Here is a 14,495-nt window from a genome sequence, read left to right as displayed (position 1 = left end):
TGACGACCACGGTCGCGTCGCGTCAGCCCTGCGCGCTCGAGGCGGCGAAGCTGCCGCCGCCCTGTTCGTCCTGCTCGGCCTGGGCGGCGAGCAGCCGGTGCCGGTCGGCGCGGCGCTGGGCCTGCCGCGCCGGGTCGGGCACCGGCGCCGCCAGCAGCAGCCGCTGGGTGTACGGGTGCTCGGGGGTGGACGTGACGAACCCCGCGGGACCGGTCTCCACGATCCGCCCCGACGTCATCACCGCCACCCGGTGCGAGATGTGCCGCACCACCGACAGGTCGTGCGTCACGAACAGGTACGCCACCCCCGTCCGCTCCTGGATCTCGATGAACAGGTCCAGCACCCGCGCCTGGTTCGACAGGTCCAGCGCGCTGACCGGCTCGTCGCACACGATCAACCGCGGGTCGCGCGACAGCGCCCGCGCGATCGCCACCCGCTGGCGCTGCCCGCCGGAGAACTCCCGCGGCAACCGGCCCCCCGCGTCCGCGGGCAACCGCACCTCGTCCAGCAGGTCCCGCACCCGCTTGCTCGCCGCCGCCCGGGACACCCCGGCCACCAGCAGCGGCTCGGTGAGGATGTCCTCCACGGTCAGCGCCGGGTTCAGCGACGTGTACGGGTCCTGGAACACGACCTGGACGTCGTCGGACAGCTTGCGCCGCTCGGCCTTGCCGATGTTCGAGATCACCCGGCCGTCGAACCGGACCACCCCAGCCGTCACGGGGGCCAGCCCCAGGACGGCGCGTCCGAGGGTGGTCTTGCCCGAGCCGGACTCCCCCACCAGCCCGACGGTCTCGCCGGCGGCGATGTCCAGGGAGACCCCGTGCAGGGCCCGGAACGGCTTCTTGCCGAACCCCTTCGCGGGGTACTCGACGATGACGTCCTCGATCTCCAGCAGGCTCACGCTGCCACCTCGGTTCGCTCCGTCGCGGCGCTCGTGACGCCGCCCTCCCCCGCCACCACGCAGCGACTGCGTCGGCGTGCCGCCTCGGTCCAGGCGCCGTCGCGCCGCTCGTCGCTCACGAGATCACCTTCAGCTCGGGACGGGGGGCGGTGTCCTCCAGGGTGGAGTCCAGCAGCATCCGGGTGTACTCGTGCTGCGGGTCCGCGAACACCGCGACGGCCGACGCGTGCTCGACGATCCTGCCCGTCTGCATGACGACCACGCTGTCGCACAGGTCGGCCACGACCCCGAAGTTGTGGGTGACGAGCAGGACCCCCATGTTCCGCTCGGCCTGCAACGACCGGATGAGGTCGAGGACCTCGGCCTGGACGGTGACGTCCAGGGCGGTGGTGGGTTCGTCGGCGATGAGCAGGTCCGGTTCGCAGGAGACCGCCCCGGCGATGAGGACGCGCTGGGCCATCCCCCCGGAGACCTCGTGCGGGTAGGAGGCGAAGACGCGGGCGGGGTCGGCGATGCCGACGCGGGCCAGCAGCCCGAGGGCCTTCTCCTTCGCCGCGGCCCTGGACAGCCCCAGGTGCCGGCGCAGGGGTTCCACCAGCTGCCACCCGATGGTGAACGACGGGTCGAGGTTGCTCATGGGCTCCTGCGGGATGTAGCCGATCTTCGCGCCGCGCAGGTCGTTGAGGGTCTTGCCCGACAGACCGGTCAGGTCCTCGCCGGCGAAGGTGAGGGAGCCGGCGGAGATCACCGCCTCCGGCGGCAGCAGCCCGAGCACCGAGAACGCCGTCTGCGACTTGCCCGACCCGGACTCCCCCACCAGCCCGAGGACCTCACCGCGGCGGACCGTCAGCGAGACGCCGTCGACGACGGTGCTGAGTGAACCGTCGGGCCGGGGGTAGGAGACGCGCAGGTCGTCGACGACGAGCAGCGCGTCCTCGTCGTGCGGCGCGCGGGGCCGGCCCGCGGCCTCCACGACGGCCGTGCCCCCGGCGACCCGGCGACGCCGGGCCCTGGAGGCGCCACCCTCCAGGGCGTCGCGGACGCTGTTGCCCAGCAGGGCGCACGCGACGACCATGAGGCCCAGGGTCAGCCCGGGCCACAGCAGCAGCACGGGCTTGAGGTAGATGTTCTGGAAGGCGTCGGACAGCATGGAACCCCAGCTGGGGTCGCCCGCCGACCCGAGGCCGAGGAACTCCAGGCCGGACTGGATGACGACGCCGATGCCGAACATCTGCGCGGCCTGGATGATCGACGGCGCGGCGACGACGGGCAGGATGTGCCGGCGGACGATGCGCGCGTCGGACAACCCCGAGACCCGCGCGGCGTCGACGTAGAGCTCCTCGCGCACCGCGGTCACCGAGGCCCGGATCAGGCGGAACACCCCGGGTGAGAGCAGGACGCCGAAGACGGCCATCGCGAGGTACGTCGACTGCCCGACGACCGAGAGCACGACGAGCAGCAGGATGATCGCGGGGACCGCCATGAGCAGGTTCGCCAGCCACGACGTCACGGCGTCGAACCAGCCGCGGAAGTAGCCCGCGACCAGACCGGCGGGGACCCCGATGAGCAACGCCACACCGGTCGCGACGAGGGTGCCCGTCAGGCTCGTGCGCGCCCCGTACAGCAACCGGGCCCACACGTCGCGGCCGACGCCGTCGGCCCCGAGGGGGTGCCCGGCGCCCGCGGGGGCCAGGGCGTCGGCGACGGCCGTCCTGCGCGGGTCGGCGGAGGTGAGCAGCGGGGCGAACACCGCGGCGAGGACGATGAGGGCCAGGACCAGGAGGCAGGCCAGCGCGACCGGGTTGCGGACCACGCGGTGGGCCAGTCCCTTCCGGGCGGCCGGGGCCACGACCGGGGTCGCGGCGGGGGTGGGGATGGAACTCATCAGACACGCACCTTCGGGTTGAGCCAGCCGTGCGCCACGTCCATCAGCAGGTTCACCAGGGCGATGAGGACGACCGTGACGACGACGATCCCGAGGACGACGGGCTGGTCGCCCTGCGAGGCCGTCGACAACGCCGCCGTCCCGATGCCCGACAGGCCGAACACCTTCTCGACCACGACGGCCCCGCCGATGAGGCCGATGAACTGCAGGGCCAGGACGGTCAGCGCGGGGGGCGCCGCGTTGCGCAGCGCGTGCCGGAAGAGCAGGCTGCGGGTGCTGATCCCCCGGGCCCGCAGGGTCCGCACGTAGTCGCGGCGCAGGACGTCGACCATGGAGCCGCGGACCTGCTGGGCCGTGGCGGCGATCGCGCCGACGGCCAGGGAGACCGCCGGCAGGAGGATGGACTTCCACCACCCCGACGGGTCGTCGGCGAACCGCACGTACCCCGTCGCCGGCAGCAGGTGCCACTTCACGGCGACGAACAGGGCCAGCAGCAGCGCGACGAGGAAGCTCGGCAGCGCGAAGCCCAGGACCGCCAGCACCTGGACGACCCGGTCCAGCCAGCCCCCGCGCACCGCGGCCGCCACCCCGATCAGGGTGGAGACCACGGCGGACAGCACCAGGCCGAGGACGACGATCGACAGGGTCACCGGCAGCGCGTTGGCGAGGGTGGAGCTGACCGGCTGACCCGTGAACCACGAGGTCCCGAGGTCACCGCGGACGAGGTGGCCGAGGAAGCTCGCGTACCGCACGGGCAGGGGCTCGTCGAGCCCGAGCTCGGCGGCCTTCTGCGCTTCCTGCGCCGCCGTCGCCGACTGCCCCACGATGGCGCGGGCCGGGTTCGTGCCGGTGAACTGCAGCAGGACGAACGTCACGCTGGCCAGCACCAGCACGAGGACCAGGGCGGCGACCAGGCGCCGCACCAGGAATCCGAGCACGACGACCCTCCGTCAGTTCGCGGGCTTGTAGTCGTAGATCCAGGGCGCCGTGGCGAACTTGCGCTGGACGACCGCGACCTTCTTCGAGGAGGCGTGGTAGGCCTCGGACGTCGACCACGGCGCGTTCCAGGCCTGCTGGACGGTGTACTCGTTGAGCTGGCGCAGGATGCCGTCGCGCGTGGTGTCGTCGGTGGCCCGCTGCGCCTGGTCGATGAGGGCCTGCGCCTGCGGGTCGGTGTACTTCGTGAGGTTCCACAGGGAGTCGGGGGCGATCTCGATGCTCACGGTGTCCCAGGCGCGGAACGAGGCCAGGATGAACCAGCACATCGCCCACTTGCCGCTGAGCAGCTGGGTGATGAGCTGGTCGCTGGGCACCGTCTCGTACTTCGGCGTCACCCCGATGGCCTGCAACGCCTCGGTGATGGAGGCCTGGGCGCTGGGGAAGATGGCCGAGAAGTCCGGCATGGCGACCTCGAACCCGTTCGGGTACCCCGCTTCGGCCAGCAGCGACTTGGCCTTGGCGACGTCGTAGGGGTAGAGGTCGTTCAGGGTCTCGTCGTAGGCACCGGTGTCCGGGTTGAAGACCTGGGCGGTGGGTTTCCCGAGCCCGCCGTTGGCCTTGACGATGGCCTCGCGGTCCATCGCGTGGTTGAGGGCCTGCCGGACGCGCACGTCCTTCAGCGCGGGCAGGATCTTCCCGCCGCGGTCCCAGATGTACAGGCCCGTGATGTCCCCCGGGGAGTACTTGACGACGTTGAGCCCGGCGCTCTTGAGCGGTTCGGCCTGCTTGTAGTCGGTGATCTGGCCGGCGTCGATCTGACCGGACCGCAGCGCGTTGACCAGCGCGGTGGCGTCGGACAGGTACTTGAAGACGATCGTGTCGAAGGGGAACGCGGCCTTGTTCCAGTAGTCGGCGTTGCGGGTGAACGTGTACTGCGAACCCGCCGTCGTGCCGGAGCCGGACAGCACGTAGGGGCCCGAGCCCACGGGCTGGGTCTGCAGCCCGGGTGTGCCGATGGCCTTGGGGCTGGCCATCATCCCGGAGACGTTGGCGAGGTTGGCCAGGAGCGAGGGATCGGGGGCGGTGATGGTCACCGTCACCGTCGAGGGGTCGACGACGTCGACGGACTTCAGCCCGGCGAGGTGGGTCGCGGCCTCGTTCGAACCGGTCTTGGTGTTCTCCAGGTTGGCCTTGACCGCCGAGGCGTCGAACGCGGTGCCGTCGGTGAACTTGACGTCGGTGCGCAGCTTGAGCGTCAGGACGGTCTGGCTCGCGTCCCAGCTCCACTCGGTGGCCAGGTTCGGTTCGAGCTCGGCCTCGGCGCTGGCCAGCAGGAGGGAGTCGTAGACGGGCTGGTAGTAGATGGTGTTGTTGCCGAAACCCGCGTCCTTGAGGTCCCACGGCTGCGGGGCGGCGATGGTCGCCAGCGTCAGCGTCGTCGAGCTGCCGCCGTCGCCGCCGGAGTCGCCGCCACCGCCGCAGGCGCTGAGTCCGAGGACAGCCGCCGAGCCGCCGCTGGCTGCGAGGAAGGTGCGCCGTTGCATGTCTGCTCCTGGTTGCCGAGTTCTGGCCGGGCCGCGCCCGGTCACCGAGGGGTGGGAGTGGAACGGGCGCCGGAACCGACTGCCGTGTCGGTCCGGCGGTGATCAGAGGGGGCGGGACGACGTCCCACCGGTGATTCTGCCGCTGTCAGGTTTCCGCGTCAACCGGTTGACCGGATTTCGTGGAAACTCTCAGGAACTCTCGCGCACCCGGACGAGGCGCAGCGCCATCCACTGCCGGGCCGGCAGCTGCACGCGGAACCTGCCCTCGAACTCACCCTCGAGCCGGTCCACGGTCATGTTCCACGTGTCGATGACGTCGACGGTCCAGCGTCCCGGCGGCGCCACGACGTCGCGGAACCGGGGCCGGCCGAAACCGAGGTAGGCCAGCAGGTACTCCCCGTCGACGCCACCCCAGCGCACGTCCCACTCCGAGGCCAGCGGCTCGATCGCCCCACCGGGGGCCTGCCCGATGACGTCGGCCAGGAAACCCATGCGCGCCGGGCTGTCGCCGACGAGCTCACCCCCCTTGGACCACCAGATCTCCTCCCGCTCGTTCCAGTAGGTCTCCCCGTGCGCGACGTACCCGCCGCGCACCGCCCCCTCCCAGCAGCGGCGCGTCATCTCCTCGCCGGTGATGTTGCCCCAGCCCTGGTCGATGTCGCCCTCGTAGGCGCACTCGTCGACGACGATCGGCTTGCCCCACTGCTCCCGCCACTCGGTGGTGTTCTCCGCCGTGCGGTAGACGTCGATGCGCTGGGTCGAGCAGTGCGTGATCCAGGGCCTGGTGTAGTCGTAGAACCCGAAGCAGTTGTGGATCGAGTTCAGGTGCCCGACGTGGTCCTCGGCGACGACGACCTGCGCCATGCGCTCCCAGTCCTCGACGGTCTTGGCCCACAACAGGTCGTACTCGTTGGCCATGGACCACCAGACGGTGGGGAACGCCGCCAGCCGGCGGACGACGTGCTGGACGAACCGGTCGTCGGCCGCCGCGCCCATGTCGGAGAAACCCCAGCGGTCGTAGGCGTGGAAGAGGATGAGGTCCGCCTCGATCCCCCGCTCGGCGAGCGCCGCGACGCTCTCCTCGAGCAGGTGGAAGAACGCCGGGTCGAAGCGGGTGTGGTCGAACTCGCCGTCGTCGCCGCGGACGAAGGGGAAGACCTCGGGTTCGTTGGAGTTGTACAGGTAGGACTTGGGGAACACCGTCATGCGCATCTTCGTGAAGGGCGAGGCCTCCAGCGTCTCCAGCGTCTGCTCGCGCAGGTGCGCGGGCTGGTGGATCCAGGCGTAGGCCGTGGTGCCGACGGGCGTGTAGCGGGTCCCGTCGGCGTGGGCGAAGTGGAAGGTGTCGGCCACGCGCACGGGGCCGTGCTGGCCGGGGGCCGGGGGGTCGACCTCGACGGTCCCCTCGATGCCGTCGAGGGACCGCGCGGTGGAGCGGGTGCGGAAGGTCCACGTGCCCTCGACCTGCGGGCAGAAGCGCAGCAGGTAGCGGCCCTCGCCGTCGTAGAACCCGCCGACGCGGACGTCGCCGGACGGGCCGTGGACGTCGGCGGTGAGGTCGACGTCGACGAAGGGGTTGCCGTGGTCGGGTCCGTGGAAGGAGATCTCGACCACGCCGTAGCGGGTCCCGCGGGCGGGGACGTGGACGCGGGCGCTGCCGCGCGGGACGTCGGGGGTCTCGTACCCGGGGTCCGGCTCGATCCTCGGGGCCTCGGGACGCGGTGCGACCTCACCGACCTCGATCTCGGAGATCCGGTCCCAGAAGTCCTGGAGCCGCTGGGGGTCGCCGGCGAGGACCCGGTCGTGGTCGACGATGACGCCGAGGGGGGCGGAGCGCAGCTGCAGGGCCATGGGGGAGTTGGCGACGCCGGGCAGGAACTTCTGCACGACGGCGCGGGCGGCGGGGTCGTCCAGGACGTGGCCGACGCTGGACTCACGGGTGTAGGGCACGGATCTCTCCCGGTGCGCGGACGCGCGTCGTCGCTGACACGACCTCTGCGGCGGAGGCAGAGGTGCACCGGTTGACCAGTGCCCTCAAAAGCTAACACGCCTCAGGTTTGGAGGACAGGCCTTCGCCCGGGGAGGTGGGACCGTCGGGTGGACCCTCAGCGCAGGGCGTCGATCAGCTGCCGCAGGTGGTCGGCCATGTCGAGGTCGGGGGTGACCAGCCAGCGCGTCTGCAACCCGTCCATGAGCGAGATCAGCGTCACCGCGGTGGCGTGCGCGCTGAGCCGGGTCGACAGGCGGCCGGCCCGCTGGTCGGCCAGCACCGCCTCCTCGAGGGTCTTCGTGATCCGCGCGTAGCGGTCGGCGAAGAAGGCGTGGGCCGGGTGCTGCCGGTCGCTGGCCTTGGCGGCCATGTCGGCGAACAGCTCGACGGCGTGCGGCGAGCGCTGGTTCTCGGCCGCGATCGTGACGAGGTGGTGGACCAGGTCGACGACGTCGCGGGCCCCCTCCCCCTCGTCGCGGAAGCCGATGACGGCGACGAGGAGCTCGTCCCGGGAGGAGAAGTGGTGGTACGCAGCCGCTTCGGAGACCCCGACGGCCGCGGCGACCATGCGCATGGTGACGTTCTGGTGACCGTGCTCGAGGACCAGCCGCTCGGTCGCCCGGACGAGCTGCGCCTTGCGTTCGGTGCCGACCGCGTAGGGACCCCGCCTGGTCATCGGCTCGCTCACCACGCCACGGTACGAGACCGCGGGCCCCGCACCCGTGCCGCCGGCGGTCAGGGGGCGGCGTCCGCCCCCTGCGGGCCCAGCCGGACCGCGAGGACGGCGATGTCGTCGAGGCCGGTGGGACGCATCCCGGTCAGCAGGTCCTGACCCAGCCCCCGCAGGGGCACCGTCCCCAGGTCGGCCGCGACCCGCAGCAGGCGCTCGAGGCCGGTGGTCAGCGACTCGCGGGGACGTTCGACCAGCCCGTCGCTGTACAGGACCAGGGTCGACCCGTCCTCCAGGGCCGTCGCGGCGTCGGCGCGCGGCAGGTCGTCGACCCCGACGGGCAGGTCCACCACGTCGTCCAGCAGGCGCGCCGGTCCACCGGGGCTCAGCAGCAGCGGCGGGGGGTGGCCCGCGTTCGACCACTCCAGGCGCACCCCGGCCGGACCGGCGGCGGTGACGCGCGCGTACAGCAGGGTCACCAGGTCCTGGGGGGCGAAGCGCTGCACCACGCGGTCCAGCCGGGCCACGACCTCCGAGGCCGGGGCGACGCGGTCGCCCGCCAGGGCGCGCAGCTTGTGGCGGATCGCGCCCATGCGGGTGGCGGCGTGCAGGTCGTGACCGGCGACGTCACCGATGACCAGGCCGGTGCTGCCGTCGGGCAGGGCGAACGCGTCGTACCAGTCACCACCCACCTGGGCGAGGTCGCTGGCGGGGCGGTAGAGGCCGGACAGGGCCAGCGGACCGATCCGGTCGGCCAGTTCCGGCAGCAGGGCGCGCTGCATCTGCTCCGCCCGGCGCACCTGGTGCCCCAGCAGGCGGGTGGTGTCCAGCAGGGCCGCGGCCCGGGCGGCCAGGTCGGCGACGAAGTCCCGGTCCTCCTGCCGGTAGGGGCGGGTGCCGTCGGTGCGCACCAGCGTGATCGCGCCCAGCGTCCGCCCCCGGGCCCGCAGCGGGGCGGTGATGCCCTCGGCCGCCCCGAGCTCGCGCACCAGGGCGAGGCGGTCGGCGGCCAGTTCGTCGACGGCGGTCGCCGGCACCTCCTGCTGGTGGAGCAGCGGCAGGCCCTGCAGGACCTGGGCCAGCGCGCTGGTCATCCCCGGGCGCAGCGGCGGCAACGGCCCCAGGTGCGTGGCGCCGACGGCGTCCAGGACCGGGTCGCGGTGCGCCAGGGCGACCCGTTCCAGGGTGGTCCCGTCCTCCCCCAGGACGTCGACGCACACCCAGTCGGCCAGGACGGGGACCACCCGGCGGGCCACCGCCCGCAGGCCCTCGACGACGTCGTCGCTCTCGCCCAGCACGTGCGAGACGTCGGCCAGCAGCGCCAGGCGCGCGTTGGACTCCTCCACCTCGGCCAGCCGCTGCCGCTGCCGCGCGGTCTGGGCCCGGGCGGCCTGCGCGTCGTAGAAGGTCAGGACGCCCCCGACCGGCGTGCGCGCCAGCACCGTCGGCGCGAACGCCCAGGTGACGGGGAGCAGGGACCCGTCCTTGCGCACGAGGTACTCGTCGTCCCGGCCCGCGGGCCGGGCCTCGCGCAGGCCCGCCAGGACCGGGCTGTCCTCGGCGGGCACCGGCCGGCCGTCGGCGCGCTGGTGGCGCACGTGCCGGTGCAGCGGGGTTCCGAGCAGCTCGGACTCGGTCCAGCCCAGCAGACGCTCCACGGACGGGGTCAGCGCCGTCACGGTCCCGTCGCGGTCCAGGGCGATCATCGCCACCAGGGCGCCGCTGAACACCGCCGGCAGCAGCGCGACGTCGACGGCGGCGCGGGTGTCGCGCTGGTCGCCCCCGGCCGCCGGCTGGGCCACCCCCTGCTGGGGGACGGGCCCCTGGAGCCGGTCGGCAGGTGCACCGGGTCGGACGTCCGGCACCGTTCCCCTCCTCCGCCTGGCGCTCCGCCAGCCCGCCGGCGGGCGGCTGCACCGCTGTTCCCCCGGCAGCGTACGCAGGCTCCGGGCGGTCTGGCCCGGTGAGGTTCTAGAAACACGCGGTGTCCGGGCCCACCCCCGGCGAGGAGCGCCGAACCGTGGCTGGATCCTTGCGACCATCGGCGCTCCGGCCAGTGGTCGTCCACGTCGACAGCACCCAGGGTGGACGGGGAAGCACCTGCAGGACACGAGGAGACGTGGATCCGTGACCGACCAGCAGAGCACGCCCCGCACCGACGGCAGCGCGGGCGACGCCGACTACGCCCGCATCGGCACCGGGTACAGCACCTACCGGCGTCCTGACCCGGTCATCGCGGCCGCCGTCGAGACCGCGCTGGGAACGGCGGAGACCGTCCTCAACGTGGGCGCCGGCGCCGGGTCCTACGAACCGGCCGAGCGCCGGGTCAGCGCGGTCGAACCCAGCGCCACGATGCGCCGGCAACGTCCACCGCACCTGAGCGTCGCCGTCGACGCGACCGCCGAGCACCTCCCCTTCGACGACGGCGCCTTCGACGCGGCGATGGCCACCTTCACCGTGCACCAGTGGCCGGACCTGGCCGCGGGCCTGGCCGAGGTGCGCCGCGTCACCCGCGGCCCCGTGCTGGTCCTGACCTGCGACCCCGCGGCCCTGGAGGCGTCCTGGCTGACGCGCTACGCACCGGAGGTCATCGCCACCGAGGCGCGCCGCTACCCGGCGATCGCCGCGATCGAGCGGGCGCTGACGGGCCCCGGCGCGGCGGGCGCACGGGTCGAGGTGCGGGCGGTGGACATCCCCCTGGGGTGCGTCGACGGGTTCTCCGAGGCCTACTACGGGCGCCCGGAACTGCTGCTGGACCCCGGGGCGCGCCGGGCGAACTCGGCGTGGAGCTTCGTCGGCCCCGAGGTCGAGCGGCGCTTCGAGCAGACCCTGCGCGCCGACCTGGACTCCGGCGCCTGGGACGCGGAGTTCGGCCACCTGCGCCGCCAGCCGACCTTCGCCGGCTCGCTGCGCCTCGTCGTCGGGCACGGGCCCGCCGGGGCCGGGCCGTCCTGACCCCGGCCGCCGCGGGATCGGTACGGTGCTGCGGTGGACGCTCACCAGGACGGTCCGACGGCGGACGACCAGGACACGGCCGACCGGACGCGGGCCGCGCTGGAGCGCGTGGTGGCGTCGGTCCCCGGTGACCCGCTGCTGCGCCCACCCGCGACCGTGGACCAGCTCGACGCCGCGCAGGAGCACCTCGGGCGCCCCCTGCCGGCGGACGTGCGGGCGCTGTACCTCCTGCACGACGGGCAGGTGCAGCACCGGCACGACGACCCGCGCTGGGCCGCGGGCCTGCTCGGCGGGGAGCCGCTGCTGCCCCTGCAGGACGTCCTGTTCCACTGGGACCAGTGGGCCGGTTTCGAGGACGAGACCGGCCTCGACGAGGGGGTGTCCTCGGAGCCGGAGGGTTTCGCGCGGGCGAAGTACTCCCTGCGCGGGTGGATCCCGCTCACGCACGACGGCGGCGGCAACCACGTGGGGATCGACCTCGACCCGGACGTGCGCGGCACCGTCGGCCAGGTCCTCCTGTTCGGCCGCGACGACGAGTGGCACCGGGTCCTGGCCCCGTCCCTGCGGTCCTACCTGGAGCAGCTCGCCGACCTGCTCGACCGCGGGCACGGGCAGCCCGACGGGGAGGGCTGGAGCCTGTCCGCCCCGGACGGCGCGGCGCCGCACACCCTGTTCCGGCCCCGGGGCTGAGACCGGGGGTCAGCGGGCGTCGAGGTGGTGGGCCAGGGCCCGCAGCCGGCGCCCCGTCTCCCAGCGGAAGACCCGCACGGCCACGGGTTCCACGAGCCGGGCCAGCGGAGCCGGGGCGCCGGTGAAGGTCAGGGTGTAGACGACCTCGCTGCGGCCGTCGCCGAGGTCGCGGTGGCGCATGGACGCGGCCCAGGCGGCGAAGAAGGGCGAGCGTGACGTCAGGGTGACCGCGGCCAGCTCCGGGCGCCGGAAGGTCACGTAGCGGGTGCGGAAGGTCAGGCCCCCCAGCGTCCACCGGGCCCGGCAGACGGCCTCGACGCCCCGGGCCGGAGCCGCACCGCCCACGGTGAACGCCTCGCGCAGCAGGGTGTCCCACCGCAACCGGCCCGGGTAGTCGTGGACGACGTCGAAGGCCACGGCGGCGGGCACGGGCAGGACCTGCCGGACCACGGCGTGGGCGCTCACGCCCCCAGGGTGCCAGGCCGCGGGGTCCCGGCCGGCGCGCTCAACGGCGGCGCAGGACCATGAGCGTGAGGTCGTCGGTGGGTCCCCCGGCCACGTGGCGGGCCACGGCCCGCAGCACCGCGTCGGCGACGTCGTCGGCCGTCCGCGCCCCGCCCGGCGCCTCGTCCAGCGCCTCGTCCAGCGCCCCGAGCAGCCCCTCGTCACCCAGCAGCTCGTGCTCGGGTGAGGCGGCCTCGGTCACCCCGTCGGTGTAGAGGACCAGGACGTCGCCGGAGCGGACCGGCACCTGCTCCTCGAGCACCGTCACGTCCGCGAACGGCCCCAGCAGCATCCCGGGCCGGCCCACGAACCGGGCCGGGCCCCCGCGCGGCAGCAGCACCGGCTGGGGGTGCCCGGCCAGGGCGACCACCGCGTCGCGACCCGCCTCGGCATCGGCGGGGAACTCCGGCAGGCGGACCGCCGCCACCGTCGCGAACCGGTCGTCCAGGGCCTCGTGCACGGCGTCCGCGACGTGCTCCAGCAACCGCCCGGGCCGGTCGACGACGCTGCTCAGACCGCGGATGCTCCAGCGCAGGGCCGCCGTGGTGGCCGCCGCCCGGGGCCCGCGGCCGGAGACGTCGCCGATGACGGCGAGCACGTGCCCGTCGGGGCGGACCTGCAGGTCGTAGAAGTCGCCGCTGACCTCTCCGCGGCTCCCGTCGGCGCGGGTCGCCGGCTGGTACCGGACGGCGACGTCCCACTCCGGGGTGTCCGCCAGCATCGCGGGCACGAGCCGGTTCTGGAGCTGGTCGGCCAGCTCGGCCGCCTCGGCGTACGACCGGTCGCGGGCCTGCTCGGCCCTGATCTGCTCGGTGACGTCCTGCTGGACGCCCAGGTAGTAGCGGACGACCCCCCGCTCGTCGGGCAGCGGGCTGAGGGCCAGCGCGTTGTAGAAGACCCCGCCGTCGGCGCGGCGGTTGGGGATCACGACCGTCCCGGACCGGCGGTCGTCGATGAGCTCGCGGATCCGGCGGGCGGCGTCGGTGACGTCGGGACCCCCGGAGAGTTCACCGGCCGTCGGCACGCCGTCCTGCAGGAAGCGGCAGTTGCGGCCGACCGTCTGGTCGAAGGTGTACCCGGTGATGGCGGTGAAGGCCTCGTTCACCCACACCACGGGCTGGTCCGGCAGGGAGACGTCCGACAGGCACACCGCGTTGCGGCCCTGCTGCGCGGCCCGCACGAGCAGGCTCCGCAGGTGCTCCTCCGCCAGGGCCGCCGCCGGATCGGCGGGGACGGCGTCGGGTCCTGCTGCGCTGTGCGTCGTCATCACCCCCCATGGGACCACCCCCCGCGACCGTTGTCGCGCGCGAGGGGCCTGCGGTGCGCGAGGGGGTGACGATCACCCCGGCGGGACGCGCCCGTTCACGCGGGCGGGGCGTAGAACTGCAGGTCGTTGCCCTCGCTGTCCTTGAAGGGGGCGATGCGACCCCACTCGTGGTCGCTGATCGGCCCGGTGAACTCGACCCCGGCGTCCTTCAGCCGGGCCACCTCGTCGTCCAGCCCGCCGTCGGGCTGGAAGCTGATGACGGCCCCGCCGGCGGAGCGCGTCGCGGTCTCCTCCCGGCCGTTCAGACCGATCATCAGGCCCCCGGCGTCGATCTCGCTCCAGTCCGGCGAGGTGGACGTCACGTCCAGCCCCAGGGTCTGGCCGTAGAACGCCACCGCCCGGTCCATGTCGTCGACCGGTACCCACACCGTCGCCACACCACTCGCCACGCCGACCTCCACGAAGATCCACCCGAGCCGGCCGGCCCGGTGGACCCACCGTGACCCCGGACCGGGGCGTCCGCACCCCGGAGCGCGGACCGTCCCGCTCAGCGGGCGCGCAGCCCGTCGAGCGCGATCCGCGCCAGCCGCCGCGCGGCCGCCGTCCGGCGCCGGGCCGGGACCGCGCTCAGGGCCCGGCCGGCCTGCAGGACGAGGACGAAGTCGTCGACGGTGGCGTCCGCACGCAGGTCGCCCGCCTCCCGGGCGCGGGCCATCAGCCGGCGCAACCGGCGCACCTGCGCGTGCCGGTGGGCCGCCAGTCCCGGTTCGTGCGGGTCGGCGGCCGTGAAGGCCTCGGTGAAACCCTGGTTGCGGGAGTTCACGACGAGGACCTGCTCGACGATCGTGCTGAACCCCGACCAGGGGTCGGGATCGGCGCAGCCCTCGTCCACGACGGCCGAGCACCGGCGCACCTCCTCGGCGAACGCGGCCTCGAGGAGGTCCTGCTTCGCCGGGAACCGCCGGTAGAGGGTCGCGGGCCCGACGCCGGCGCGGCGGGCGACCTCGCGCACGGTGACGTCCAGCCCGCGCTCGGCGAACAGTTCGCGCGCCGCCTGCAGCACGCGCTCGCGGTTGTCGCGCGCGTCGCTGCGCAGCACCTGAGGCAGTCCGGTCGTCACGTCCCTCACTTCCCTCGAACGGACGGGGGC

14 protein-coding genes are annotated in these 14,495 nt (G+C 73.8%); 2 read left to right on the top strand and 12 right to left on the bottom strand.

The features are described from left to right. Positions 1-22: 22 nt before the first annotated feature. From CLV37_RS16760 to CLV37_RS16730, 8 genes are all read right to left on the bottom strand, one after another. Positions 23-901, bottom strand: coding sequence for an ATP-binding cassette domain-containing protein (locus CLV37_RS16760; protein WP_106212438.1), 879 nt, complete (start codon positions 899-901; stop codon positions 23-25). Beyond that, positions 898-1,020, bottom strand: a complete 123-nt coding sequence (locus tag CLV37_RS28885) for a hypothetical protein (RefSeq protein WP_281260547.1) — start codon at positions 1,018-1,020, stop codon at positions 898-900. Before CLV37_RS28885 ends, CLV37_RS16760 begins: the two co-directional genes overlap by 4 nt. After that, positions 1,017-2,786, bottom strand: coding sequence for a dipeptide/oligopeptide/nickel ABC transporter permease/ATP-binding protein (locus tag CLV37_RS16755; protein WP_106212436.1), 1,770 nt, complete (start codon positions 2,784-2,786; stop codon positions 1,017-1,019). Before CLV37_RS16755 ends, CLV37_RS28885 begins: the two co-directional genes overlap by 4 nt. Beyond that, positions 2,786-3,724 (bottom strand): ABC transporter permease, encoded by a 939-nt coding sequence (locus tag CLV37_RS16750; RefSeq protein WP_106212434.1) that lies wholly within the window; start codon positions 3,722-3,724, stop codon positions 2,786-2,788. Before CLV37_RS16750 ends, CLV37_RS16755 begins: the two co-directional genes overlap by 1 nt. A gap of 12 nt (positions 3,725-3,736) precedes the next feature. Further along, positions 3,737-5,269 (bottom strand): ABC transporter substrate-binding protein, encoded by a 1,533-nt coding sequence (locus CLV37_RS16745; protein WP_106212432.1) that lies wholly within the window; start codon positions 5,267-5,269, stop codon positions 3,737-3,739. 189 nt (positions 5,270-5,458) lie between these two features. After that, on the bottom strand, positions 5,459-7,219 hold the full coding sequence (locus CLV37_RS16740) for a DUF5605 domain-containing protein (protein WP_106212430.1): 1,761 nt from the start codon (positions 7,217-7,219) through the stop codon (positions 5,459-5,461). Between the two features lie 155 nt (positions 7,220-7,374). Continuing rightward, complete coding sequence (locus CLV37_RS16735) at positions 7,375-7,947, bottom strand: TetR/AcrR family transcriptional regulator (RefSeq protein ID WP_146149449.1); 573 nt, start codon at positions 7,945-7,947, stop codon at positions 7,375-7,377. Positions 7,948-7,994: 47 nt separating this feature from the next. Further along, on the bottom strand, positions 7,995-9,794 hold the full coding sequence (locus CLV37_RS16730; RefSeq protein WP_170127315.1) for a SpoIIE family protein phosphatase: 1,800 nt from the start codon (positions 9,792-9,794) through the stop codon (positions 7,995-7,997). Positions 9,795-10,056: 262 nt separating this feature from the next. On the opposite strand from CLV37_RS16730, the gene CLV37_RS16725 reads away from it, so the two are divergent. Continuing rightward, positions 10,057-10,884 carry a class I SAM-dependent methyltransferase gene (locus CLV37_RS16725; RefSeq protein ID WP_106212424.1) on the top strand — a complete coding sequence of 276 codons (828 nt, stop codon included), beginning with the start codon at positions 10,057-10,059 and terminating at the stop codon, positions 10,882-10,884. A gap of 33 nt (positions 10,885-10,917) precedes the next feature. Beyond that, positions 10,918-11,574, top strand: a complete 657-nt coding sequence (locus CLV37_RS16720; RefSeq protein WP_106212422.1) for an SMI1/KNR4 family protein — start codon at positions 10,918-10,920, stop codon at positions 11,572-11,574. Positions 11,575-11,583: 9 nt separating this feature from the next. On the opposite strand, the gene CLV37_RS16715 is transcribed toward CLV37_RS16720, so the two are convergent. The 4 genes from CLV37_RS16715 to CLV37_RS16700 all read right to left on the bottom strand — a co-directional run bounded on the left by CLV37_RS16715 (position 11,584) and on the right by CLV37_RS16700 (position 14,465). Next, positions 11,584-12,039, bottom strand: coding sequence for an SRPBCC family protein (locus CLV37_RS16715; protein ID WP_106212420.1), 456 nt, complete (start codon positions 12,037-12,039; stop codon positions 11,584-11,586). 40 nt (positions 12,040-12,079) lie between these two features. Next, positions 12,080-13,345 (bottom strand): PP2C family protein-serine/threonine phosphatase, encoded by a 1,266-nt coding sequence (locus CLV37_RS16710; protein WP_146149448.1) that lies wholly within the window; start codon positions 13,343-13,345, stop codon positions 12,080-12,082. Positions 13,346-13,440: 95 nt separating this feature from the next. Then, on the bottom strand, positions 13,441-13,794 hold the full coding sequence (locus CLV37_RS16705) for a VOC family protein (protein WP_106212612.1): 354 nt from the start codon (positions 13,792-13,794) through the stop codon (positions 13,441-13,443). 98 nt (positions 13,795-13,892) lie between these two features. Continuing rightward, positions 13,893-14,465 (bottom strand): TetR/AcrR family transcriptional regulator, encoded by a 573-nt coding sequence (locus CLV37_RS16700; RefSeq protein WP_245885451.1) that lies wholly within the window; start codon positions 14,463-14,465, stop codon positions 13,893-13,895. Positions 14,466-14,495 lie beyond the last annotated feature (30 nt).

This window comes from Kineococcus rhizosphaerae (assembly GCF_003002055.1).
Lineage (GTDB): Bacteria > Actinomycetota > Actinomycetes > Actinomycetales > Kineococcaceae > Kineococcus > Kineococcus rhizosphaerae.
The sequence above is the reverse complement of the archived record's forward strand: the minus strand, read 5'-3'. Positions and strand labels throughout refer to the sequence as shown.

What these genes read in the sequence shown, in the direction of transcription:
- CLV37_RS16755 (WP_106212436.1), bottom strand. Translation starts at nt 2,786, where the DNA reads ATGAGTTCCATCCCCACCCCCGCCGCGACCCCGGTCGTGGCCCCGGCC.
- CLV37_RS16745 (WP_106212432.1), bottom strand. Translation starts at nt 5,269, where the DNA reads ATGCAACGGCGCACCTTCCTCGCAGCCAGCGGCGGCTCGGCGGCTGTC.
- CLV37_RS16710 (WP_146149448.1), bottom strand. Translation starts at nt 13,345, where the DNA reads ATGACGACGCACAGCGCAGCAGGACCCGACGCCGTCCCCGCCGATCCG.